Origin of the sequence: Microcoleus anatoxicus, from assembly GCF_042465725.1 — a bacterium.
Classification (GTDB): domain Bacteria; phylum Cyanobacteriota; class Cyanobacteriia; order Cyanobacteriales; family Microcoleaceae; genus Microcoleus; species Microcoleus anatoxicus.
Window position 1 is genome coordinate 4,344,642 of record NZ_CP120853.1, and the last position, 17,129, is coordinate 4,361,770.

Annotated in this window: 19 protein-coding genes; 7 read left to right on the forward strand and 12 right to left on the reverse strand. The window is 45.6% G+C overall.

Annotation, left to right across the window (positions count from 1 at the left end; translation table 11 throughout):
- The first annotated feature begins 34 nt into the window (after positions 1–34).
- Both P2A85_RS18855 and P2A85_RS18860 read left to right on the forward strand, forming a co-directional pair.
- A complete protein-coding gene (locus P2A85_RS18855; protein ID WP_377474661.1) occupies positions 35–373 on the forward strand; it encodes a type II toxin-antitoxin system RelE/ParE family toxin in 339 nt (112 codons plus the stop codon).
- Positions 366–725, forward strand: coding sequence for a DNA-binding protein (locus tag P2A85_RS18860; protein ID WP_377474663.1), 360 nt, complete (start codon positions 366–368; stop codon positions 723–725). The genes P2A85_RS18855 and P2A85_RS18860 overlap by 8 nt, the downstream gene beginning before the upstream one ends.
- Before the next feature lie 33 nt (positions 726–758).
- On the opposite strand, the gene P2A85_RS18865 is transcribed toward P2A85_RS18860, so the two are convergent.
- The gene (locus P2A85_RS18865) at positions 759–941 is read right to left on the reverse strand and encodes a prevent-host-death protein (protein ID WP_377474665.1); all 183 of its coding nucleotides are present in this window, start codon (positions 939–941) and stop codon (positions 759–761) included.
- A 191-nt stretch (positions 942–1,132) separates the two neighbouring features.
- Here P2A85_RS18865 and P2A85_RS18870 point away from each other — a divergent pair, with 191 nt between their 5' ends.
- Together P2A85_RS18870 and P2A85_RS18875 are read left to right on the forward strand one after the other, a co-directional pair.
- Positions 1,133–1,507 (forward strand): DUF433 domain-containing protein, encoded by a 375-nt coding sequence (locus tag P2A85_RS18870; RefSeq protein ID WP_377474667.1) that lies wholly within the window; start codon positions 1,133–1,135, stop codon positions 1,505–1,507.
- A complete protein-coding gene (locus P2A85_RS18875) occupies positions 1,504–1,899 on the forward strand; it encodes an ACP S-malonyltransferase (protein WP_377474669.1) in 396 nt (131 codons plus the stop codon). Before P2A85_RS18870 ends, P2A85_RS18875 begins: the two co-directional genes overlap by 4 nt.
- A 114-nt stretch (positions 1,900–2,013) precedes the next feature.
- On the opposite strand, the gene P2A85_RS18880 is transcribed toward P2A85_RS18875, so the two are convergent.
- The 3 genes from P2A85_RS18880 to tyrS form a co-directional block, all read right to left on the reverse strand.
- Positions 2,014–2,190, reverse strand: coding sequence for a hypothetical protein (locus P2A85_RS18880; protein WP_377474671.1), 177 nt, complete (start codon positions 2,188–2,190; stop codon positions 2,014–2,016).
- 36 nt (positions 2,191–2,226) lie between these two features.
- Positions 2,227–2,946 (reverse strand): orotidine-5'-phosphate decarboxylase, encoded by a 720-nt coding sequence (pyrF, locus tag P2A85_RS18885; RefSeq protein ID WP_377481572.1) that lies wholly within the window; start codon positions 2,944–2,946, stop codon positions 2,227–2,229.
- A 232-nt stretch (positions 2,947–3,178) separates the two neighbouring features.
- Positions 3,179–4,411 carry a tyrosine--tRNA ligase gene (gene tyrS, locus P2A85_RS18890; protein ID WP_377481575.1) on the reverse strand — a complete coding sequence of 411 codons (1,233 nt, stop codon included), beginning with the start codon at positions 4,409–4,411 and terminating at the stop codon, positions 3,179–3,181.
- Positions 4,412–4,590: 179 nt separating this feature from the next.
- Here tyrS and P2A85_RS18895 point away from each other — a divergent pair, with 179 nt between their 5' ends.
- On the forward strand, positions 4,591–6,510 hold the full coding sequence (locus P2A85_RS18895) for a transglycosylase domain-containing protein (protein ID WP_377474673.1): 1,920 nt from the start codon (positions 4,591–4,593) through the stop codon (positions 6,508–6,510).
- Positions 6,511–6,731: 221 nt separating this feature from the next.
- Here P2A85_RS18895 and P2A85_RS18900 read toward each other — a convergent pair whose 3' ends face one another.
- Positions 6,732–7,055, reverse strand: a complete 324-nt coding sequence (locus tag P2A85_RS18900) for a DUF1825 family protein (protein ID WP_377474675.1) — start codon at positions 7,053–7,055, stop codon at positions 6,732–6,734.
- A 145-nt stretch (positions 7,056–7,200) separates the two neighbouring features.
- Between P2A85_RS18900 and P2A85_RS18905 the strand changes: the two genes are divergently transcribed.
- Entirely contained in the window at positions 7,201–7,365 is a 165-nt protein-coding gene (locus P2A85_RS18905) for a hypothetical protein (protein ID WP_377474677.1), read from the forward strand.
- A gap of 152 nt (positions 7,366–7,517) precedes the next feature.
- On the opposite strand, the gene lepB is transcribed toward P2A85_RS18905, so the two are convergent.
- The 6 genes from lepB to P2A85_RS18935 all read right to left on the reverse strand — a co-directional run bounded on the left by lepB (position 7,518) and on the right by P2A85_RS18935 (position 15,407).
- A complete protein-coding gene (gene lepB / locus P2A85_RS18910) occupies positions 7,518–8,135 on the reverse strand; it encodes a signal peptidase I (protein WP_377474679.1) in 618 nt (205 codons plus the stop codon).
- A gap of 133 nt (positions 8,136–8,268) precedes the next feature.
- Entirely contained in the window at positions 8,269–10,746 is a 2,478-nt protein-coding gene (locus P2A85_RS18915) for an ATP-dependent Clp protease ATP-binding subunit (protein WP_377474681.1), read from the reverse strand.
- Positions 10,747–11,422: 676 nt separating this feature from the next.
- The gene (locus tag P2A85_RS18920; protein WP_377474683.1) at positions 11,423–13,123 is read right to left on the reverse strand and encodes a hypothetical protein; all 1,701 of its coding nucleotides are present in this window, start codon (positions 13,121–13,123) and stop codon (positions 11,423–11,425) included.
- Positions 13,124–13,158: 35 nt separating this feature from the next.
- Positions 13,159–13,716, reverse strand: a complete 558-nt coding sequence (locus P2A85_RS18925; protein ID WP_377474685.1) for a hypothetical protein — start codon at positions 13,714–13,716, stop codon at positions 13,159–13,161.
- 287 nt (positions 13,717–14,003) lie between these two features.
- Entirely contained in the window at positions 14,004–14,567 is a 564-nt protein-coding gene (locus tag P2A85_RS18930) for a hypothetical protein (protein WP_377474687.1), read from the reverse strand.
- Positions 14,568–14,858: 291 nt separating this feature from the next.
- On the reverse strand, positions 14,859–15,407 hold the full coding sequence (locus P2A85_RS18935) for a hypothetical protein (RefSeq protein ID WP_377474689.1): 549 nt from the start codon (positions 15,405–15,407) through the stop codon (positions 14,859–14,861).
- A 265-nt stretch (positions 15,408–15,672) separates the two neighbouring features.
- Here P2A85_RS18935 and P2A85_RS18940 point away from each other — a divergent pair, with 265 nt between their 5' ends.
- Entirely contained in the window at positions 15,673–16,152 is a 480-nt protein-coding gene (locus tag P2A85_RS18940) for a transposase (RefSeq protein ID WP_377474691.1), read from the forward strand.
- Positions 16,153–16,268: 116 nt separating this feature from the next.
- On the opposite strand, the gene P2A85_RS18945 is transcribed toward P2A85_RS18940, so the two are convergent.
- Positions 16,269–17,072 carry a hypothetical protein gene (locus tag P2A85_RS18945; RefSeq protein ID WP_377474693.1) on the reverse strand — a complete coding sequence of 268 codons (804 nt, stop codon included), beginning with the start codon at positions 17,070–17,072 and terminating at the stop codon, positions 16,269–16,271.
- Between the last annotated feature and the right edge of the window lie 57 nt (positions 17,073–17,129).

Below are 17,129 nucleotides of genomic sequence, written 5' to 3' on the forward strand. Positions count from 1 at the left end.
TCGATTGATACTAAGGTTTGTATTAAATGAAATTATGGAAGTCCAACCGAGAGAAATTCAAACCTATGAAACCTTAGAGGGAAAAATCCCTTTTGAAGAGTGGCTTGATTCCTTGCGCGATCGCCAAGGAAAAGCTAAAATAAAAGGTAGACTTCAGCGAGTTGCTCTTGGTAATTTAGGAGACTGTAAATCAGTAGGAGAGGGAGTTTTTGAGTTGAAAATTGACTACGGGCCAGGCTACCGGGTTTATTTTGGAGAAAGAGACTCAACTATTCTACTGCTTCTCTGCGGTGGAGATAAAAGTACCCAAGATCGAGATATTCGCAAAGCCAAAGAATACTGGATAGAATTTAGGAGTAGAAACGATGCCTAAAACTCATAGTTACCATGACTATCTGATTAAATCCCTCCAAGAAATTGAAGAATCTGCTGCTTATATTCAAGCAATTTTAGAAGAAAACGAACCGGAATCTGAACTGTTATTGACAGTCCTCAAAGACGTAGTTAAAGCTCAAGATAAAATCTCTACAATGACGGTCGGCGAACAACAGAATTGGGAGAAACTTCAGGAATTGTTGAAAGCATCAGGGGGAGAAGAGATTTACCGATTTATTGGTTTGCTGAAGGCTTTAGGACTAAAGACAGATATTGCAGTTAGTCAGGGTGAAACTCCAGACGCATCAATGTTAGAATCTCCATCTCGCGTCGAGATTTGTAAAGTTTAACATCTTACCAAATTACTAAAGAAAGGACAATAGTCATACTTCCTGCCATTCTTGAGTTGTTGGGGTAGTTATGTCTTCAAAATATTTGACTTTCCCCCGCATATCCTTAAATAATTCTTCCGTTGAAACAGTCTTTTCATACTGAGAAATTCTCACAACTGGCTTATTTCCATCTGTTACTAAAATTTCTTCGCCTTCTAGCTCGACAAGTTGCAAAAATTCTAGTAAATTAGCTTTTAATTAACTTTTGTCAATAGTTTTCATGGTGGCTAAAATATAATTTGTGTAGCGTTGATACTAATTATATTTGAGGGCTGTGCTGTTTGTCAAGATTTGTTGGGTATCATTATTACAAATTTGTGAGGTATAATAGAATTATTTCTGAGACTCTTTCAAAAACTATGGGTATGGTTTCAGTATCCAATAACCAACCAACCATCATCCGCACAGAGCGCGGACTGACAATCACGGGTACGCGCATCACCCTCTATGATGTGATGGACTACCTGACTGCTCAGTATCCCCCGAAGTTTATCCGTTGCTTATTTGACTTAACAGAAGATCAGATTAACACTGCTTTATCCTACATTGAAGCAAATCGTGCAGAAATTGAAGCAGAATATCAACTTGTTTTAAGGGAAGCTAAGGAAATTCAGCATTACTGGGAAGAGCGCAATCGGGAACATTCTGCCCGCGTTGCAGCGATGCCACCAAAACCCGGTACAGAGGCTCTTTGGGCCAAACTTCGAGAGCAAAAAGCCAAACACGAACTAGAAGCATGAATTTTCTGATAGATCATAATCTGGGAGGTCATGCAGAGATTTTATTGGGTAATATAGCAAGTCAAGGCTGGTTAAATCTACTCTCAATTCGTTTTGTAACTTTCAAGCAGATGAATTTGTCGATCGACAGTAACGATCGAATTGTGTGGAGACTTGCTCAAGAAAATCAGATGATTTTGCTTACTGCAAACCGCAGCATGAAGGGTGAAGACTCCCTAGAACAGGTGATCCGAGAAGAAAATACAGTGGATTCCCTACCTGTGATTACGATTGGAGATGCCGATCGATTTTTAGCCGATCGAGTCTATCGAAATCGTTGTGTTGACCGCATTATAGAAATCTTGCTGGATATCGAAACCTGGATGGGCGTTGGTCGTCTTTTTGTTCCGTAATCTTCTTGTTCCTTAATGTAGTTTAATCTATGGGGCGATTTAACTTCTTACTCAACTGGAGAGTGGATATGAATTACAAATGGATTCTTTTGTTGTGTGTTTTTTGTTTTTTGTTTAGTATTGGGTACTTTCAGTATGCTGGTTTTTCTGGTTTTTTAGGGTTTGGGATTGGTGCGTTGCTTTGGTGGGGTTGGCTGTCGATTGGTGAAGGATGAAAAATATAGCAGACCGCAGAAACCCGGTATCTGCGGGAACCTCAGATACCACCAAAAGTGCTGTATTTGCATTCATCGGCATTCATCTGGGGTTAAAAAAACATTTCTATTGTTACTCCAACTCTTCACAAATGCGCGCAAAAGCCGCCACGGGATCGATCGCAGCAGTAATCGGGCGCCCAATCACCAGATAATCCGCACCAGCATTAATCGCAGCCTTTGGAGTCATCGATCGCCTTTGATCGCCCCCATCAGCCCATTTCGGACGCACACCGGGACAAACCAACAGAAAATCATCCCCGCAACTCATCCGCAACTGTGCCACTTCCTGCGGAGAACAAACAGCACCAGCTAAACCCGTTTCCTTAGCCAACAATGCCATGTGCAAAGCATATTCTGGCAATTCCAAAGGTACTTTCAACTCAAAAGCTAACTGTCGGGAATTCAAACTCGTTAACAGAGTAATTGCAATCAATTTAGGACTCGGTTTATCAACTGCGATCGCCCCTGATTCTAAAGCAACTAACGCCGCTTTCAGAGCATCTTTACCACAAGTAGAATGGATTGTCAATAAATCCACATTGTACTTAGCAGCAGCCCGACAAGCACCAGCAACAGTATTAGGAATGTCGTGAAATTTCAAATCCAGAAAAATCCGCTTTCCCCGCTGTTTCAGAATAGAAATGATTTCCGGGCCACAGCTAACGAATAGCTCTAAACCGACTTTCCAGAAAGATACATCGGGGAGTTTGTCGATAAGGGCGATCGCCTCTGCTTGACTCGGAACATCCAAAGCCACAATAATTTTATCTGCGATCGTAGTATCTTTCATAGTAAGAACTTCATAGTAGATTGGTGTCAAAACGTCAAAGGTAGTCACAGACTGCTGTTTGGGGTTCGGGTCTAGATCCCCCCTAACCCCCCTTAAGAAGGGGGGGACAAGAGTATTCTCTTTCGTCCCCCTTCTTAAGGGGGATTTAGGGGGATCTGGCCTCGGATAAAGGCGAGATTTATCAAGGGTTCTAGGCTTAAGTTGACACCAATGGCGGTTAACAAATCCCAACTCAATCCACCAATCGCACAAACTTATTTTTCCCAACCTGCAAAACCTTACCGCATAATTCAGCAGGTGATTCAAAAGTGAGGTTAACATCAGAAACTTTATCGCCCTCCAACTTCACCCCACCGCCCTGCATCAACTTCCTCGCATCACCACTACTTTTGCAAAGTTCGCTAGCACTCAGAATATAAAACAACTTAGCAGGAAACTGCACGCTTGCCAAAGAAAACTCGGCCACTGCATCAGCTTCGCCCGCAGCACCTTTAACCAGCGCCATTGCATCTAACTGAGCCCGATCGCCTGCTTCCTTCCCATAATACTGACTGACAACATTCACAGCCAAAAGCTTCTGTTTTTCTCGCGGATTTTCCGGCAAAGCATCCAGAGGCAAATCTGTCAATAGTTCAAAATACTGGGCGATCGAGCGATCGGCAATTTTCTCCAACTTAGAATACATCGTCAGCGGGTCATCGGACAAACCCACATAATTATTCAAAGACTTCGACATCTTCTGCACCCCATCAGTCCCGATCAAAATCGGCATCAGCAAACCAAACTGCGGCTTCATCCCAAAATGTCGCTGCAAATCTCTCCCCACCGCAATATTAAACTTTTGGTCAGTTCCCCCCAACTCCACATCAGCTTCCAGGGCCACGGAATCGTAACCCTGCATTAGCGGATACAGAAACTCGTGCAAATAAATCGCCGTTCCTTGCTCCATGCGATTATCAAATCCCTCTTTAGCGAGCATCTGCTGCACGCTCATGGTGCCTAGCAGCTCCAAAATCTTCGCCAAGTCCAAACCGGACAACCACTCGGAGTTATAGCGAATTTCTAGCCTGCCGGGGGTGTCAAAATCTAAAATTGGACGCACTTGGTCTAAATAAGTCTTGGCATTTTCCGCCACTTGTGCTGCTGTTAATTGAGCGCGCGTCTCAGATTTTCCGGTTGGATCGCCAATTCTTGCGGTAAAATCGCCGATGAGCAATACTGCGGTGTGGCCTGCATCCTGAAAAGCTCGCAGCTTGCGGACGCAAATGCTGTGGCCCAGGTGAATGTCAGTCCCTGTGGGGTCAATTCCCAACTTAATCCGCAAAGGTCGATCGCCCTTTGTGAGCAGTTTGACCAAATTTTCGTCAGGGTTGCTAGAATCAGGTCGATCGGGAAAAATCTCGCTGACACCGCGGTAAATTCCAGAAAAGTTAGGAGAAATCATAGGGGAGCGATCGAAAACCATAATATTTTGCCAAAGTGCAGCGGAATTAGTTAAACTCACTGATTGACATATAAAAACACAACCATCAAGCTAGCATAATCCCAAAGCTTACCTACCAAAATTTTTGATGGCAATTGTTCCATCCTCCATTGTAAATTCAAAGTCTCCAACCCCCCATCGACTCAGGAAGTGAAATCCACGTGTCAACCAACGCAGTCCGTAAAAATACGGAAAACTCAGCCCCCGTATTCGAGTTCGTTCAGTCCGTCAGTAAAGTGACCGCTGGAACTATACTCAGCATTACAATGCTTGCCAGTTCCGTAGTAGCTGGCGGACTGGTTGGCTTAGCGATCAGCTTCCGCAATTTGCCAGATGTTCGCATCTTGCAAACCTACTCTCCGACGGAAACTACCCACATTTATGACATCAACGGTCGGCCCCTCGCCAGCATCCACGATGAAGCCAATCGAGATGTCGTACCCCTGGACAAAATTTCCCCGAACCTGAAACGTGCTGCTTTAGCGATCGAAGATAGCAGCTTTTTCACCCACAAAGGCATCAACCCAGGCGGGATAGCCAGAGCCTTCATGGCTAACCTCGAAAAAGGTAGAACCGTTGAAGGAGGCTCGACTATGACAATGCAATTAGTCAAGAACCTGTTTCTATCTCCCAAATCAAAACTCAGTCGCAAAGTAGCTGAAGCGGTAATGTCTATCCGCTTGGAGCAAATCCTCAATAAAGACCAGATTCTGCAACTTTACCTGAATCAAATTTATCTGGGTCACAACTTGTACGGCGTAGAAACGGCATCTCGCAGCTATTTCAACAAGTCAGCAGATAGTTTGACTTTGGCCGAAGCCGCGATGTTAGCCGGGTTAATTTCTGCCCCCGAAGAATACAGTCCTTTCGTCAATTTCAAGTTGTCAAAAGAGCGGCAGGAAATCGTTTTAACCCGGATGAAGGAGTTGAAATGGATTACCCCGACTGAAGAAGCAGCAGCTCGCCAACAAAAGATTAAGCTGGGTAAAATTACCTCTTTTGGTGGCTCTCAAGTTCCTTACGTGACACAAGCCGTCGTTCAGGAGTTGACTAGGCGTTTTGGTCGAGATGCTGTAGTTAAGGGAGGAATGCGCGTTCAAACTACGATCGACCTCAAAATGCAGCGGACGGCTGAAGAAACAGTCAAAGCATGGCACGATCGACTATACAATCAAGGAATTTTTTACGATCGCGACCAAGGTCAAATTGCCCTAGCAGCCGTCGATCCCCGCACCCACTTCGTCAAAGCAATGGTTGGGGGTGTCGATTACGAAAAAAGTCAATTCAACCGTGCCATTCAAGCCCGGAGACAGCCAGGGTCTTCTTTTAAGCCTTTTGTCTACTACGCTGCTTTTGCCAGTGGTAAATACAGTCCAGATTCCGTTGTCTATGACTCTCCTGTGGGCTATCGCGACGGCGATGGGTACTACTACCCTCAAAACTACGGTGGTGGGTTCTCCGGTGCCGTCAGCATTCGCAGAGCTTTGGAAGTATCGCTGAACATTCCCGCCGTCAAGCTCGGCCAAGAAGTCGGATTAAATAAAGTGATTGAAATTTGCCGGGTACTCGGCATCAGAAGTCCCATGGAACCGGTGGTTTCCTTACCCTTGGGTGCAGTTGACCTCACTCCTTTGGAGATGGCTGGAGCTTTTGCTACCTTTGCCAACAATGGCTGGCATTCTGACACCACGTTTATCGTGCAAGTAACTGACAGCAGTGGCAATGTCTTGCTCGACAACACGCCCAAACCCAAATTGGTACTCAATTCCTGGGCTGCGGCTTCTGTCAACAGCGCCCTGCAAGGCGTAGTTAACAACGGTACTGCAAGGGCGGCCCAACTTGGCCGGCCGGCTGCTGGAAAAACCGGTACTACTTCCTCAGAACGGGATATTTGGTTTGTCGGTTACGTCCCCCAGTTGTCCGTGGCTGTTTGGGTTGGCAACGACGACTACACACCGATGAGCTACGGTGCTACTGGCGGTACCATTGTCGCCCCTATTTGGCGAGATTTTATGAGCCAAGCTTTGCAGGGAGTTCCAGAAGAAGGTTTCAAACCTGCTTCAGCTTTTGAACATCCTTAGTCAGTTGACGGTTGACGGTTGACGGTTGGCAGTTGGCAGTTGGCAGTTGATCGTTGACCGTTGACTGTTGACTGTTGGCAGTAGTTGACAATTACCAATTACCAATTACCAATTACCAATTACCAATTACCAATTACCAATTACCAATTACCAATTACCAATTACCAATTACCAATTACCAATTACCAATTACCAATTACCAATTTCTTCAACATCTGATCTTAAGGTTGTTTTTCCAGTTCAGATTTCATGCGCTCCAGCGTTGAGTTCATTTGCTCAAACATCTGCTGGGGCGTGATTCCAAATTGATTGAGTTGGGTTTTTAACTGTTCTACCGTCATCTGAGCCATGAAGTCCTCAGACAACTCGAAACGCTTCATAAAAATACGATAACGATCCATCATAGCTTCCATCTGAGCGATGAACATTTTCTTGCCTTCGCGATCGAACTTACCATAACTGCTGCCTAGTTTGACGAGGGATTGATAGTCGTCAAATAACAGTTTGGCTTCTTGCTGAACAATTTCTGAATCAAAAAATCCCATAGCTTTACCTAATTTTTTTATATCGAACAAATTTTGATCTAGGCAGTAAGTCCCCCTGCTTATTCAACTATGTTATCAGTTGGCGGAGGCTGCCCCTACCCTTCAAAGCGTAAAGATTAGTAGCAATGTCCGTACAGGATCAGGCATGGACATCGGGAATGGGGCATTGGGAATGGGGCATTGGGCATTGGGCATTGGGAATGGGGCATCGGGCATCGGGCATTGGGCATCAGGCATCGGGCATTGGGCATTGGGCATCAGGCATCGGGCATCGGGCATCGGGCATCGGGCATTGGGCATCGGACACTGAGCGTAGTCGAAGTGTGTCCTTCTTCCTTCTTCCTGAAGCGTTCCCTGAGCGTAGTCGAAGGGCCTTCTTCCTGAAGCGTTCCCTGAGCGTAGTCGAAGGGCCTTCTTCCTGAAGCGGTTCCTGAGCGGAGTCGAAGGGCCTTCTTCCTTCTCTCAAACTTTCCCGATGCGTTCTAGTGGCCAAAACCTGACCACAGCACGGCCGATGATGTTTTGCTTCGGTAAAAATCCCCAGCGGCTGGAGTCGTTGCTGTTGTTGCGGTTGTCTCCCATGACAAAGTATTGATTTTCGGGAACTCGATAAGGCCCCCACTGGTATTTAGGAGGTTCGGCAATATATTTTTCAACCAGGGCTTTGTCGTTGAGGAAAACTAGACCTTTTTTAACGGTGATAGTTTGACCCGGTAAGCCAATGATCCGCTTGATAAATGCTTGGTCTTCGGTAAATCCTTGTTCTTGCAACTGCTCCGGTGGGGAAAATACTACGATGTCGCCAGTTTTGGGAGGTTCCAGATAGTAGGATATTTTTTCGACTACGACCCGATCGCCTATATGCAAAGTTGGTAACATAGAGTCTGAGGGTATGAACCGGGGTTCGGCGATAAATGCTCGAATCAAGATTGCTAAACCCAAAGCAATCATCACTATCTGAATATTTTCTCGTTGGGAATTCCAGGTTTTTTGCCACCAGGAGCTTGTGCTGACCGCAGTGGAAGTATCAGGCTTATTTTCTATTGTTTTTGTATTCAACTTATTGTTTTCAGATGTCATCTTATCTTCCTCTAATATCTTATTCACTCAATCTAAAAAAGGCAGAGAATTAAGATTCTCCACCTTTTTTAGATACTGATTTGGAGTTATTTACGATCGCCAAATTACTTCAAAACTGTACTTGCGATCGCACTTACTCAGCACCTTGGGGCAACAATTCCCGCTTCTGGCCTTGCAACACCTTGACAATTCCATCCTCGCCCACATCCACAACAGCGATGTCGCCATCTTTGATGCGGCCAGAAAGGATTTCCTCAGCCAAGCTGTCTTCCAACAAGCGCATGATCGCGCGGCGTAGAGGCCTTGCTCCGTAACTGGGATTGTAGCCTTCTTCCACCAAGCGTTCCTTGAACTTTTCGGTAACTTCCAGAGTGATACCCTGTTCTGTTAAACGCCCGAAAACTTCTTTCAGCATGATGACAGCGATTTCCTTGACTTCCTCTCGGTTCAACTGACGGAAGACGATAATTTCGTCAAGTCGGTTGAGGAATTCTGGGCGGAAATAGTTTTTCAGTTCTTCATTAACCAAAGAACGAATGCGGTTGTAAGTAGCATCGGCTTGGTTATCGCTGAACTCGAAACCGAGGCCACCGCCACCTTTTTCGATGACTTTAGAACCGATGTTAGAGGTCATAATCAGCAGCGTATTTTTGAAGTCTACGGTGCGACCTTTAGCATCAGTTAAGCGGCCGTCTTCCAATATTTGCAAGAGCATATTGAAGACATCGGGGTGAGCTTTTTCGATTTCGTCGAACAACACGACTGTGTAAGGACGACGACGGACTGCTTCTGTGAGTTGTCCGCCTTCGTTGTAGCCGACATAACCTGGAGGGGAACCGATGAGTTTGGAGACGGTGTGACGTTCCATGTACTCGGACATATCCAACCGAATCATTGCGTCTTCGGAACCGAAGAAGTAGCCAGCTAAGGCTTTCGTCAGTTCGGTTTTACCGACGCCTGTGGGCCCGGAGAAGATGAAACTGGCGATCGGGCGATTGGGGTTTTTCAAGCCAACACGGGCGCGACGAATGGCCTTAGAAACAGCTTTGACAGCTTCTTCTTGACCAATCAAACGCTGGTGCAGGGTATCTTCCATGTGTAGCAGCTTTTCAGACTCGGATTCGGTCAGTTTGTTGACCGGAACTCCTGTCCAGCTTGCCACGATTTGGGCGATATCTTCTTCGGTGACTACTGGCGAGGGGTCGGTTTCGCCGCGAGTCGCCGAGTCGGTTTTTTTGGCTTGGGAAATAGCGCGGATTTCGGCTTTGATCGTCATTTCGCGATCGCGCAATTCTCCGGCCTTATCAAAGTCTTGAGAACGCACCGCTTCGTCTTTATCCTTCAGGACTTGGCGCAGTTCTTTGTCAAGTTCCTTGGCTGCGGGGGGAAGTTGGGAGTTAATCAGACGGACTCTCGAACCTGCTTCATCTACCAAGTCAATGGCTTTGTCTGGTAGGAAGCGATCGGAGATATATCGGTGAGAAAGTTTGGCTGCGGCTTCCAGGGCTGTATCCAAGATTTTCAGCTTGTGGTGCTGTTCGTAGCGTTCCCGCAAACCAAAGAGAATCTCGATCGTCTCATCAACAGTCGGTTCGCCGACCATCACGGGCTGGAAGCGCCGCTCTAGGGCTGCGTCGCGCTCGATGTGCTTGCGGTACTCATCTAAGGTGGTAGCGCCGATACACTGGAGTTCGCCTCTAGCCAAAGCTGGCTTGAGAATGTTGGCTGCGTCGATCGCCCCTTCCGCCGCACCAGCACCGATCAAAGTGTGCACTTCGTCAATGACTAAAATCACGTTACCCGCCGTGCGGATTTCGTCCATGATTTTTTTGAGGCGTTCTTCAAATTCCCCCCGGTATTTCGTACCGGCGACTAGCAGGCCGATGTCCAGGGTGACGACGCGCTTTTCTTCGAGGATGTCTGGGATGTCGTTGTTAGCGATACGTTGGGCCAGACCTTCGGCGATCGCGGTTTTGCCAACTCCAGGTTCACCGATGAGTACCGGGTTATTTTTGGTACGGCGACCGAGGATTTGGATGACTCGTTCGATTTCTTTTTGGCGTCCGACTACGGGGTCTAGCTTCCCATCCACAGCCATTTGAGTCAGGTTAGAGCCGAACTCATCGAGGGTTGGGGTTTTGGTGCGAGCACCGCCACCTGTGGCTGCGACTTCTGCGGTTTCTCCCAGCATCCGAATCACTTGGGTGCGGACTTTCGACAAGTCTACTCCCAGGTTTTCTAATACTCTGGCGGCGACTCCTTCACCTTCGCGGATCAGACCCAGCAGCAGGTGTTCGGTACCGATATAGTTGTGTCCCAGTTGGCGAGCTTCTTCGAGGGACAGTTCTAGAACCCGCTTGGCGCGCGGGGTGAACGGAATTTCGACTGCTACGAAGCCCGAACCGCGCCCGATGATTTTTTCGACCTCAATCCGAGCATCTTTGAGGTTGACCCCCATTGATTTGAGGACTTTGGCTGCAACTCCGGTTCCTTCTCCGATCAGACCCAGGAGGATCTGTTCTGTCCCTACGAAGTTGTGACCCAGGCGACGAGCTTCTTCCTGGGCCAGCATGATTACTTTTATTGCTTTTTCTGTGAAGCGTTCAAACATGATTTATTCCCATCACCTGCTATGTGCCCGTTTCGAGGTCACGCTCGCTTGAGCGGGCGTTTTTAGTCGAGTGTTAACTCGTACTGCTTATTCTAGCGTGACATTCCCGACTGCTCTGCCGCACGGTCAAAGCGGTTGCAGATTCTAGGTTGCTGTTGCAGGGTGGCTTTCAACTGGGAAGACCCAAATGGTGGCTGACCTACAACCTCCCCCTAGACTGCAAGAAGATTGCTCTTCTCGGTCTGTCCCCAACCTACGACTATGTATTGAGGATTCTAGCACAATCTTTTGGGCTGTCATGCAGGTGAAAAAGTGGTAGTTACCGAAGTGTAGGGCAGTTTTTTTACAAAAATTATTGGTTAGATGTGCGCGATAGATGTAAGAACTTAAAAAAAATTAGGACGATCGCATGAGGCCCAGAAACCGGTTTTTTTCACGAAAATACTTAGTTGTAGCGCACAAATTTAGTAAAAAACCTGCTGGTTGAGCGCGGTGGTTGAGCGTAGTCGAAACCCGGTTTTTTTCATCGGAATGCGTGCAGGACTAAAAGTTTGTAGCGGTGCTTGGACGTGGTGCTAAAGCGCAACTAGAAACCTCAAAATCGATCGTATGTATTGCTAAACTCTAAAGATTGACTGCTCCCAGCTACCTCTACAAAACCGGGGAGAAATCTAACCTAAAATATTCTTACAGGGAACTGTAGTTGCGAAGCCCAGAGACCGTCAATCTTTGCAATCAATTCACTTCCCGCCCAGAGAAAGGTTTGAGTAATCAGGTTTTGCGCCTCAATATTCACGCCACCTAAAATTATGTCAGTTACTGGATTAAAGTTAACTATTTTGGCGTAATCATTTCCACCATTAGCTGAGTACCAATTGATTGCGCGATCGCCAATATAAAATGCGTTTAGTCTGGCGCTAGGGTTGCCAATTAAAGTATCTATTTCATTACCAGACATCATGTTGGTTTCTGTACCTTTGAGTAAGTTCAGACCGGTACCACCTTGTAGAACATCGTTTTCACCACCACCAAACAACCTATTAGTGCCGTTTCCACCAGTCAGATAATCATTACCCCGATCGCCATAAATGTCATTAGTCCCATCTCCGCCATCAATGATGTCAATTCCAGCTCCGCCGTAGATAGTGTCATTACCTATGCCAGCACCGAGAATATCATTACCGTCATCACCATAAATGTTATTATTCCCATCTCCACCATCAACCGTGTCATTTCCAGCCCCGCCGAAGATGATGTCATTACCTATGCCACCAAACACAAGATCGTTGCCATTACCAACATTATAAGTATGGTTGCCATTGTTGTTGTAATATTTCGCAAAACTCCCACTTAATCTGAATTCGTCGTCTCCGTTAGTCCCATAAATGAAGCGATCGTTGATTCCGCCAGCAGCTTTAGCAGCAACCAGAAACAAAGGATTATCTTGAGCATCAACGGGAATCACTCCTTCATGCACTTGAAGAGAGTTAGGAGAATCCCCTTTATAAAAGTTTGGTCGAAATTGATGATCGGCCTGCGTGTCACTCAGACCCAAAATATTGGTGGCTAAACGAGAATTGACACCTGCATTAGTTGTCACCAAATTTGTGTACGCGGTCACGACACGGCTGTGTTGAGCAGTGGTGTCTGCATTGGGGCCGAAGTCAAACAGGAAAGATTCCCTGGCAGTTCCAGCTTGAGCTTCATTTCCTGATACACTACTGATGCCATTAAAACTTCTTGAAGCCGCAGCACCAATATCTAAACGTTCGATTGGGTCTGCAATTCCTCCATTTTTTACATATCCATTTGATAGGTCAGTATCGAAACCATTAGTTCTATCGTATGGACTCACGATGCTCGCGCTATTTGATGCTGAGTCAAGGGCTGTAACCGAACCAACTTGACCACCTAGGGTATTGAAACTGGCGGCAATATCGCTGGCAAGGTGAGCACCAAGACTATGACCAACAATATTGAGTGCTGCGGCTGGCATTCCCCACTCAACAAGTTTGTTTCGGACTGCGTTTGCCACTGGAGTAATCCAGGAACCAGACCTGTAAAGGTCTCCCATTCCGATCCCTACTACTGAATTAATTGCTCGGGAGCCGCTCACTTGAGTCCAGTCAAGGGCTAACACCGCATCGTCTGGGTGAGCATTCTTAATGGCTGTCGCCAGAGTTGCATCAAAAGAATCGCTGGGTGCTGTGAAACCAGGAAGCAGCAGCCATACTTTTTGACCGCTCCATTGGTCAGCGGAGGGAATGCCCAAAGGCGCACGAATATTGATTTGACGCTGACTTGGACTAAAAGCATTCGTAGGTGGTCTGTTAGTTTCGCCACCTGTGACCAAAAACGGAGTATTTATTACTGTCATCGTTCATTCCTCTCAAGTTATGTTGCTAAAGATGATTAATTGTTTCCCTTTCTCGACTTTCTCCACAAGTGAACTGCACCCAAGCCCAGAAAGGCCAACAATGAGGCGAAGGGGGAGGCGTTCTCCGGTACGGGAGCAGGAGGAGATTCGTTAATGTCTAAGGTCACAAGCCCCCCACCTGTAACAGCTCCATCTCGCAAGAAGAACTGAAATATCCCCGGATCTCCAAACATAAATCTGTTATTTCCATCCAAAACTCCACTCTTATTTACCCCAAAAACATTGAAGCCAAATTGAGTGGGAATTCCGTTCTCAAAAGCCAAAACGGGAGCGTCTGGGAAGTTTAAATCATCACTGGCCGTATAGGTAACAGGAGTTAAGCCATCAGCAAAGTCCAGAAATCTAAAGTTCAGAGATAGCAGTCCTGGTCGAGCTTGATAGTCACCATCATTCATGACCAGGAACTCCTCGCCGACTTTAGTCAGATGTGTATCGTCGTAGGAAAAGTCACCCGTGTAGACACGACCCGCGAAGTCGGGATCGTTGACGTTGACGACGTTGACTTTGATTGTGCCTCCTATTGTGGCTGCCATAGCGGTCGCTCCTGGAAATGTGGATATTAAATATGTTCCCAGGATAGCGGTCAGTCCATATTTTATGTTCATTGGATATTCCTGATTTGAAAGGCTTAACCCACAGCAGTGAGTTTGTTTTCGTGTGTAGCAGCAATTAACGAAAACAACATCTTGAGATACAGATTAAAGCTGACTCGCGGTATTGTAAATCCGTAAATTTACTAGATTTTTTGCCAAAATAACTAAATACTTTAAAAGTCTAAGTAATTGTATTTACGCCCAGCTTCAAGTTAGGTTGGTAAAGATTATTTGTTTGCCTTTCTCGACTTTCTCCACAAGTGAACTCCACCCAATCCCAAAAAAGCCAACAATGAGGCCAAGGGGGAGGCGTTCTCCGGCACGGGAGTAGGAGGAGATTCGTTAATTTCTAAGGTCACGATCCCCCCACCTGTAACAGCTCCATTTCGCAAAACGAAAAAAAATGTCCCAGGATCTACAAACATAAATCCGTTCTTTCCACCCCAAACTCCGAGATCGTTATTTCCAGCAAGAATACTATGCAAGCAAAATTGACTGGGAAGTCCGTTCTCGAAAGCTAAAACAGCACAGTTCTGGAAGTCTAAAACCTCATTTTCTGTATAGGTGACAAGAGTTGAGCCCTCCGCAAAGTCCAGAAATCTCAATTTAAAAGATAGCAGTCCCGGTCGATTTCCATTTGCACCACTAATATTCATGACCTCCGTGCCGACCTTGGTCAGGTGCGTATCGTCGTAGGAAAAGTCACCGATGTAGACACCGGCGAATTTGGGATCGGTGACGTAGGCGACATCGACGTTGACTTTGATTGTGCCTGTGATTGTAGCTGCCATAGCGGTCGCTCCTCCAAATGTGGATATTAAATATGTTCCCAGGATAGCGGTCAGTCCATATTTTATGTTCATTACATATTCCTGATTTGAAAGGCTTCACCCACAGCAGTGAGTTTGTTTTCGTCTGTAGCAGCAATTAACGAAAACAACATCTTGGGATACAGATTAAAGCTGACTCGCGGTATTGTAAATCCGTAAATTTACTAGATTTTTTTGCCACAATAACTAAATACTTTAAAAGTCTAAATAATTCTATTTACGCCCAGCTTCAAGTTAGGTTGATAAAGATTATTAGCTGTTTCCCTTTCTCGACTTTCTCCACAAGTGAACTCCACCCAAGCCCAAAAAGGCAAACAATGAGGCGAGGGGGGAGGCGTTCTCCGGTACAGCAGTAGGAGGAGATTCATTAATTTCTAAGGTCACAAGCCCCCCACCTGTAACAGCTCCATCTCGCAAGAAGAACTGAAATATCCCCGGATCTCCAAACATAAATCTGTTATTTCCATCCAAAACTCCACTCTCATTTACCCCAAAAACGTTGAAGCCAAATTGAGTGGGGACTCCGTTCTCAAAAGCCAAAACAGGATTATCTGGGAAGTTTAAATCATCACTGGCCGTATAGGTGACAGGAGTTAAACCCTCCGCAAAGTCCAGAAATCTAAAATTCAGCGATAGCAGTCCTGGTATGATTCGATCGTTGATGGTCATAGCCTCCTCGCCGACTTTAGTCAGATGTGTATCGTCATAGGAAAAGTCACCTGTGTAGACACGACCCGCGAAGTCGGGATCGTTGACGTTGACGACGTTGACTTTGATTGTGCCTCCTATTGTGGCTGCCATAGCGGTCGCTCCTCCAAATGTGGATATTAAATATAGCCTTTCTCAGATAGATGAGGTATGATTTAACTGACAAGAATTAACTGAACAATATAGAACCCAAAAAGGTCATGCAGCTTTAATTAAAGGTGATGATGAAAGCGACGATCGACTCACAGCAGCCGATCGACTCACAGCAGTCGATCGACTCACAGCAGTCGATCGACTCACAGCAGTCGATCGACTCACAGCTATCTACGAGCGTAAAAAGTATCACACCTTACTAAAAATGGTTAGGTTATATGCTAGGTCTTTAAAAGGTGAAAGAGCCAAGGGACCAAAACCGAATAAACGGGGGAAAAATGTCTCAATAATTGGAGCCATATCAGTCAATAAAGTCCTAACATCAGTCAATTTAATAGGTACAACTGATGCAATTACATTTGAGGCTTTTATCATCCGAAAGCTAGTACCCAAACTCTGGAAAGGTGCTTGTGTAGTGATGGACAATTGTACTATTCACATCGGCGAAATCATCGAAAAGGCTATCCACAAGAAAGGGGCAAAATTAATATACTTATCGCCCTATTCGCCGGATTTCTCACCAATTGAGCATTTATGGTCAAAACTTAAAAACATTCTCCGTTCTGTCAAGACGACTAATTATCAAGAATTAGCAAAAGCGATAGAGTTTGCATTTAATGAAGTTACATCAGAAAATCTTTGGAATTGGTTTAGTCACTGCTGTTATTGTACCTCATCTTTCTGAGAAAGGCTATAACTCGTTGATAAATGGCTGAGATCACAGACCCTCTTAGCTGGAAAGCAAGTGTAAACCAATTTTTAGTTTTTGTTTTAATTTTTATTTCAATATCGGAAAACTGGTTACACAGGTATTTTAGGTTCATCCTCATTCAATAGCCCCTCACGCAGTTGATGGTACGATCGCTCTAGAGATGACAAATCAATATCTGCACTAGATGTTCCGTTGTACTCAAAAGGATTGTCAATGTCGTAGACCAGCAACAACAAATACATGAATGACGTAAAAAGAAAACCTGAAACAATCAAATTGCTATTAAAATCGTCGGTACGGGTTATTAACAAAGCACTGCTTGAGGCAATTATCAGAAGATGCAGCAATCCATAGGCGGATGCCAGAAAGTCGGTATCACGAATCCTTTGAATTCGATCGATTATAAGACGAATCTTTGCCTGTTCACCTTGAAGGCGACTTATCGAAGGAATTTCGCAAAACTTGGAGAATTCAGCCAGTAATTGATTGAGGTTTGTAACGGCATTCTCCACTCTGATGAATGGCTGACCCTGTTTCAAACAGAGTAGGACTGATTTTAGGATCTCAGCTAACCCTTCTGTAAGTAGGGTTGGGTCATAGTCGGGCTTACGGGCTGCAATGAACAAATTCGTATCTTGAATCGTTTCAACCGCATTCGCAATCTGCGCGGGCAGATCTTCACTGGTACGGTAATCATTCAGCGTCCCGTTCAGCATAAACGCCAAGATGAAAGTTACCGCCGCTAACAGAGAACCTACCTGACTATCGAACTTACCAAATTCCCACTGCATCTGATGAGCGATCCATTTTGCCAAGCAAAATAGCGCTGTTAGGGGAAGAACTTTGAGTAAGATTCCCCACTTTGACATATCGGTAAAAGTTCTGAAATTCATTACGTTTATCCTTTACTAAGCTGTTCGGCATTTAAACTTAGGGGCGTAGGGTGCGTC

Coding starts and splice junctions, on each gene's coding strand:
- P2A85_RS18900 (WP_377474675.1), bottom strand. CDS start 7,055: ATGGGATTTTTTGATTCAGAAATTGTTCAGCAAGAAGCCAAACTGTTA.
- P2A85_RS18855 (WP_377474661.1), top strand. CDS start 35: ATGGAAGTCCAACCGAGAGAAATTCAAACCTATGAAACCTTAGAGGGA.
- pyrF (WP_377481572.1), bottom strand. CDS start 2,946: ATGAAAGATACTACGATCGCAGATAAAATTATTGTGGCTTTGGATGTT.
- P2A85_RS18905 (WP_377474677.1), top strand. CDS start 7,201: ATGGACATCGGGAATGGGGCATTGGGAATGGGGCATTGGGCATTGGGC.
- P2A85_RS18860 (WP_377474663.1), top strand. CDS start 366: ATGCCTAAAACTCATAGTTACCATGACTATCTGATTAAATCCCTCCAA.
- P2A85_RS18915 (WP_377474681.1), bottom strand. CDS start 10,746: ATGTTTGAACGCTTCACAGAAAAAGCAATAAAAGTAATCATGCTGGCC.
- P2A85_RS18870 (WP_377474667.1), top strand. CDS start 1,133: ATGGTTTCAGTATCCAATAACCAACCAACCATCATCCGCACAGAGCGC.
- P2A85_RS18925 (WP_377474685.1), bottom strand. CDS start 13,716: ATGGCAGCCACAATAGGAGGCACAATCAAAGTCAACGTCGTCAACGTC.
- P2A85_RS18880 (WP_377474671.1), bottom strand. CDS start 2,190: ATGAATGCAAATACAGCACTTTTGGTGGTATCTGAGGTTCCCGCAGAT.
- P2A85_RS18920 (WP_377474683.1), bottom strand. CDS start 13,123: ATGACAGTAATAAATACTCCGTTTTTGGTCACAGGTGGCGAAACTAAC.
- P2A85_RS18930 (WP_377474687.1), bottom strand. CDS start 14,567: ATGGCAGCTACAATCACAGGCACAATCAAAGTCAACGTCGATGTCGCC.
- P2A85_RS18875 (WP_377474669.1), top strand. CDS start 1,504: ATGAATTTTCTGATAGATCATAATCTGGGAGGTCATGCAGAGATTTTA.
- lepB (WP_377474679.1), bottom strand. CDS start 8,135: ATGACATCTGAAAACAATAAGTTGAATACAAAAACAATAGAAAATAAG.
- P2A85_RS18940 (WP_377474691.1), top strand. CDS start 15,673: ATGGTTAGGTTATATGCTAGGTCTTTAAAAGGTGAAAGAGCCAAGGGA.
- P2A85_RS18935 (WP_377474689.1), bottom strand. CDS start 15,407: ATGGCAGCCACAATAGGAGGCACAATCAAAGTCAACGTCGTCAACGTC.
- P2A85_RS18945 (WP_377474693.1), bottom strand. CDS start 17,072: ATGAATTTCAGAACTTTTACCGATATGTCAAAGTGGGGAATCTTACTC.
- tyrS (WP_377481575.1), bottom strand. CDS start 4,411: ATGGTTTTCGATCGCTCCCCTATGATTTCTCCTAACTTTTCTGGAATT.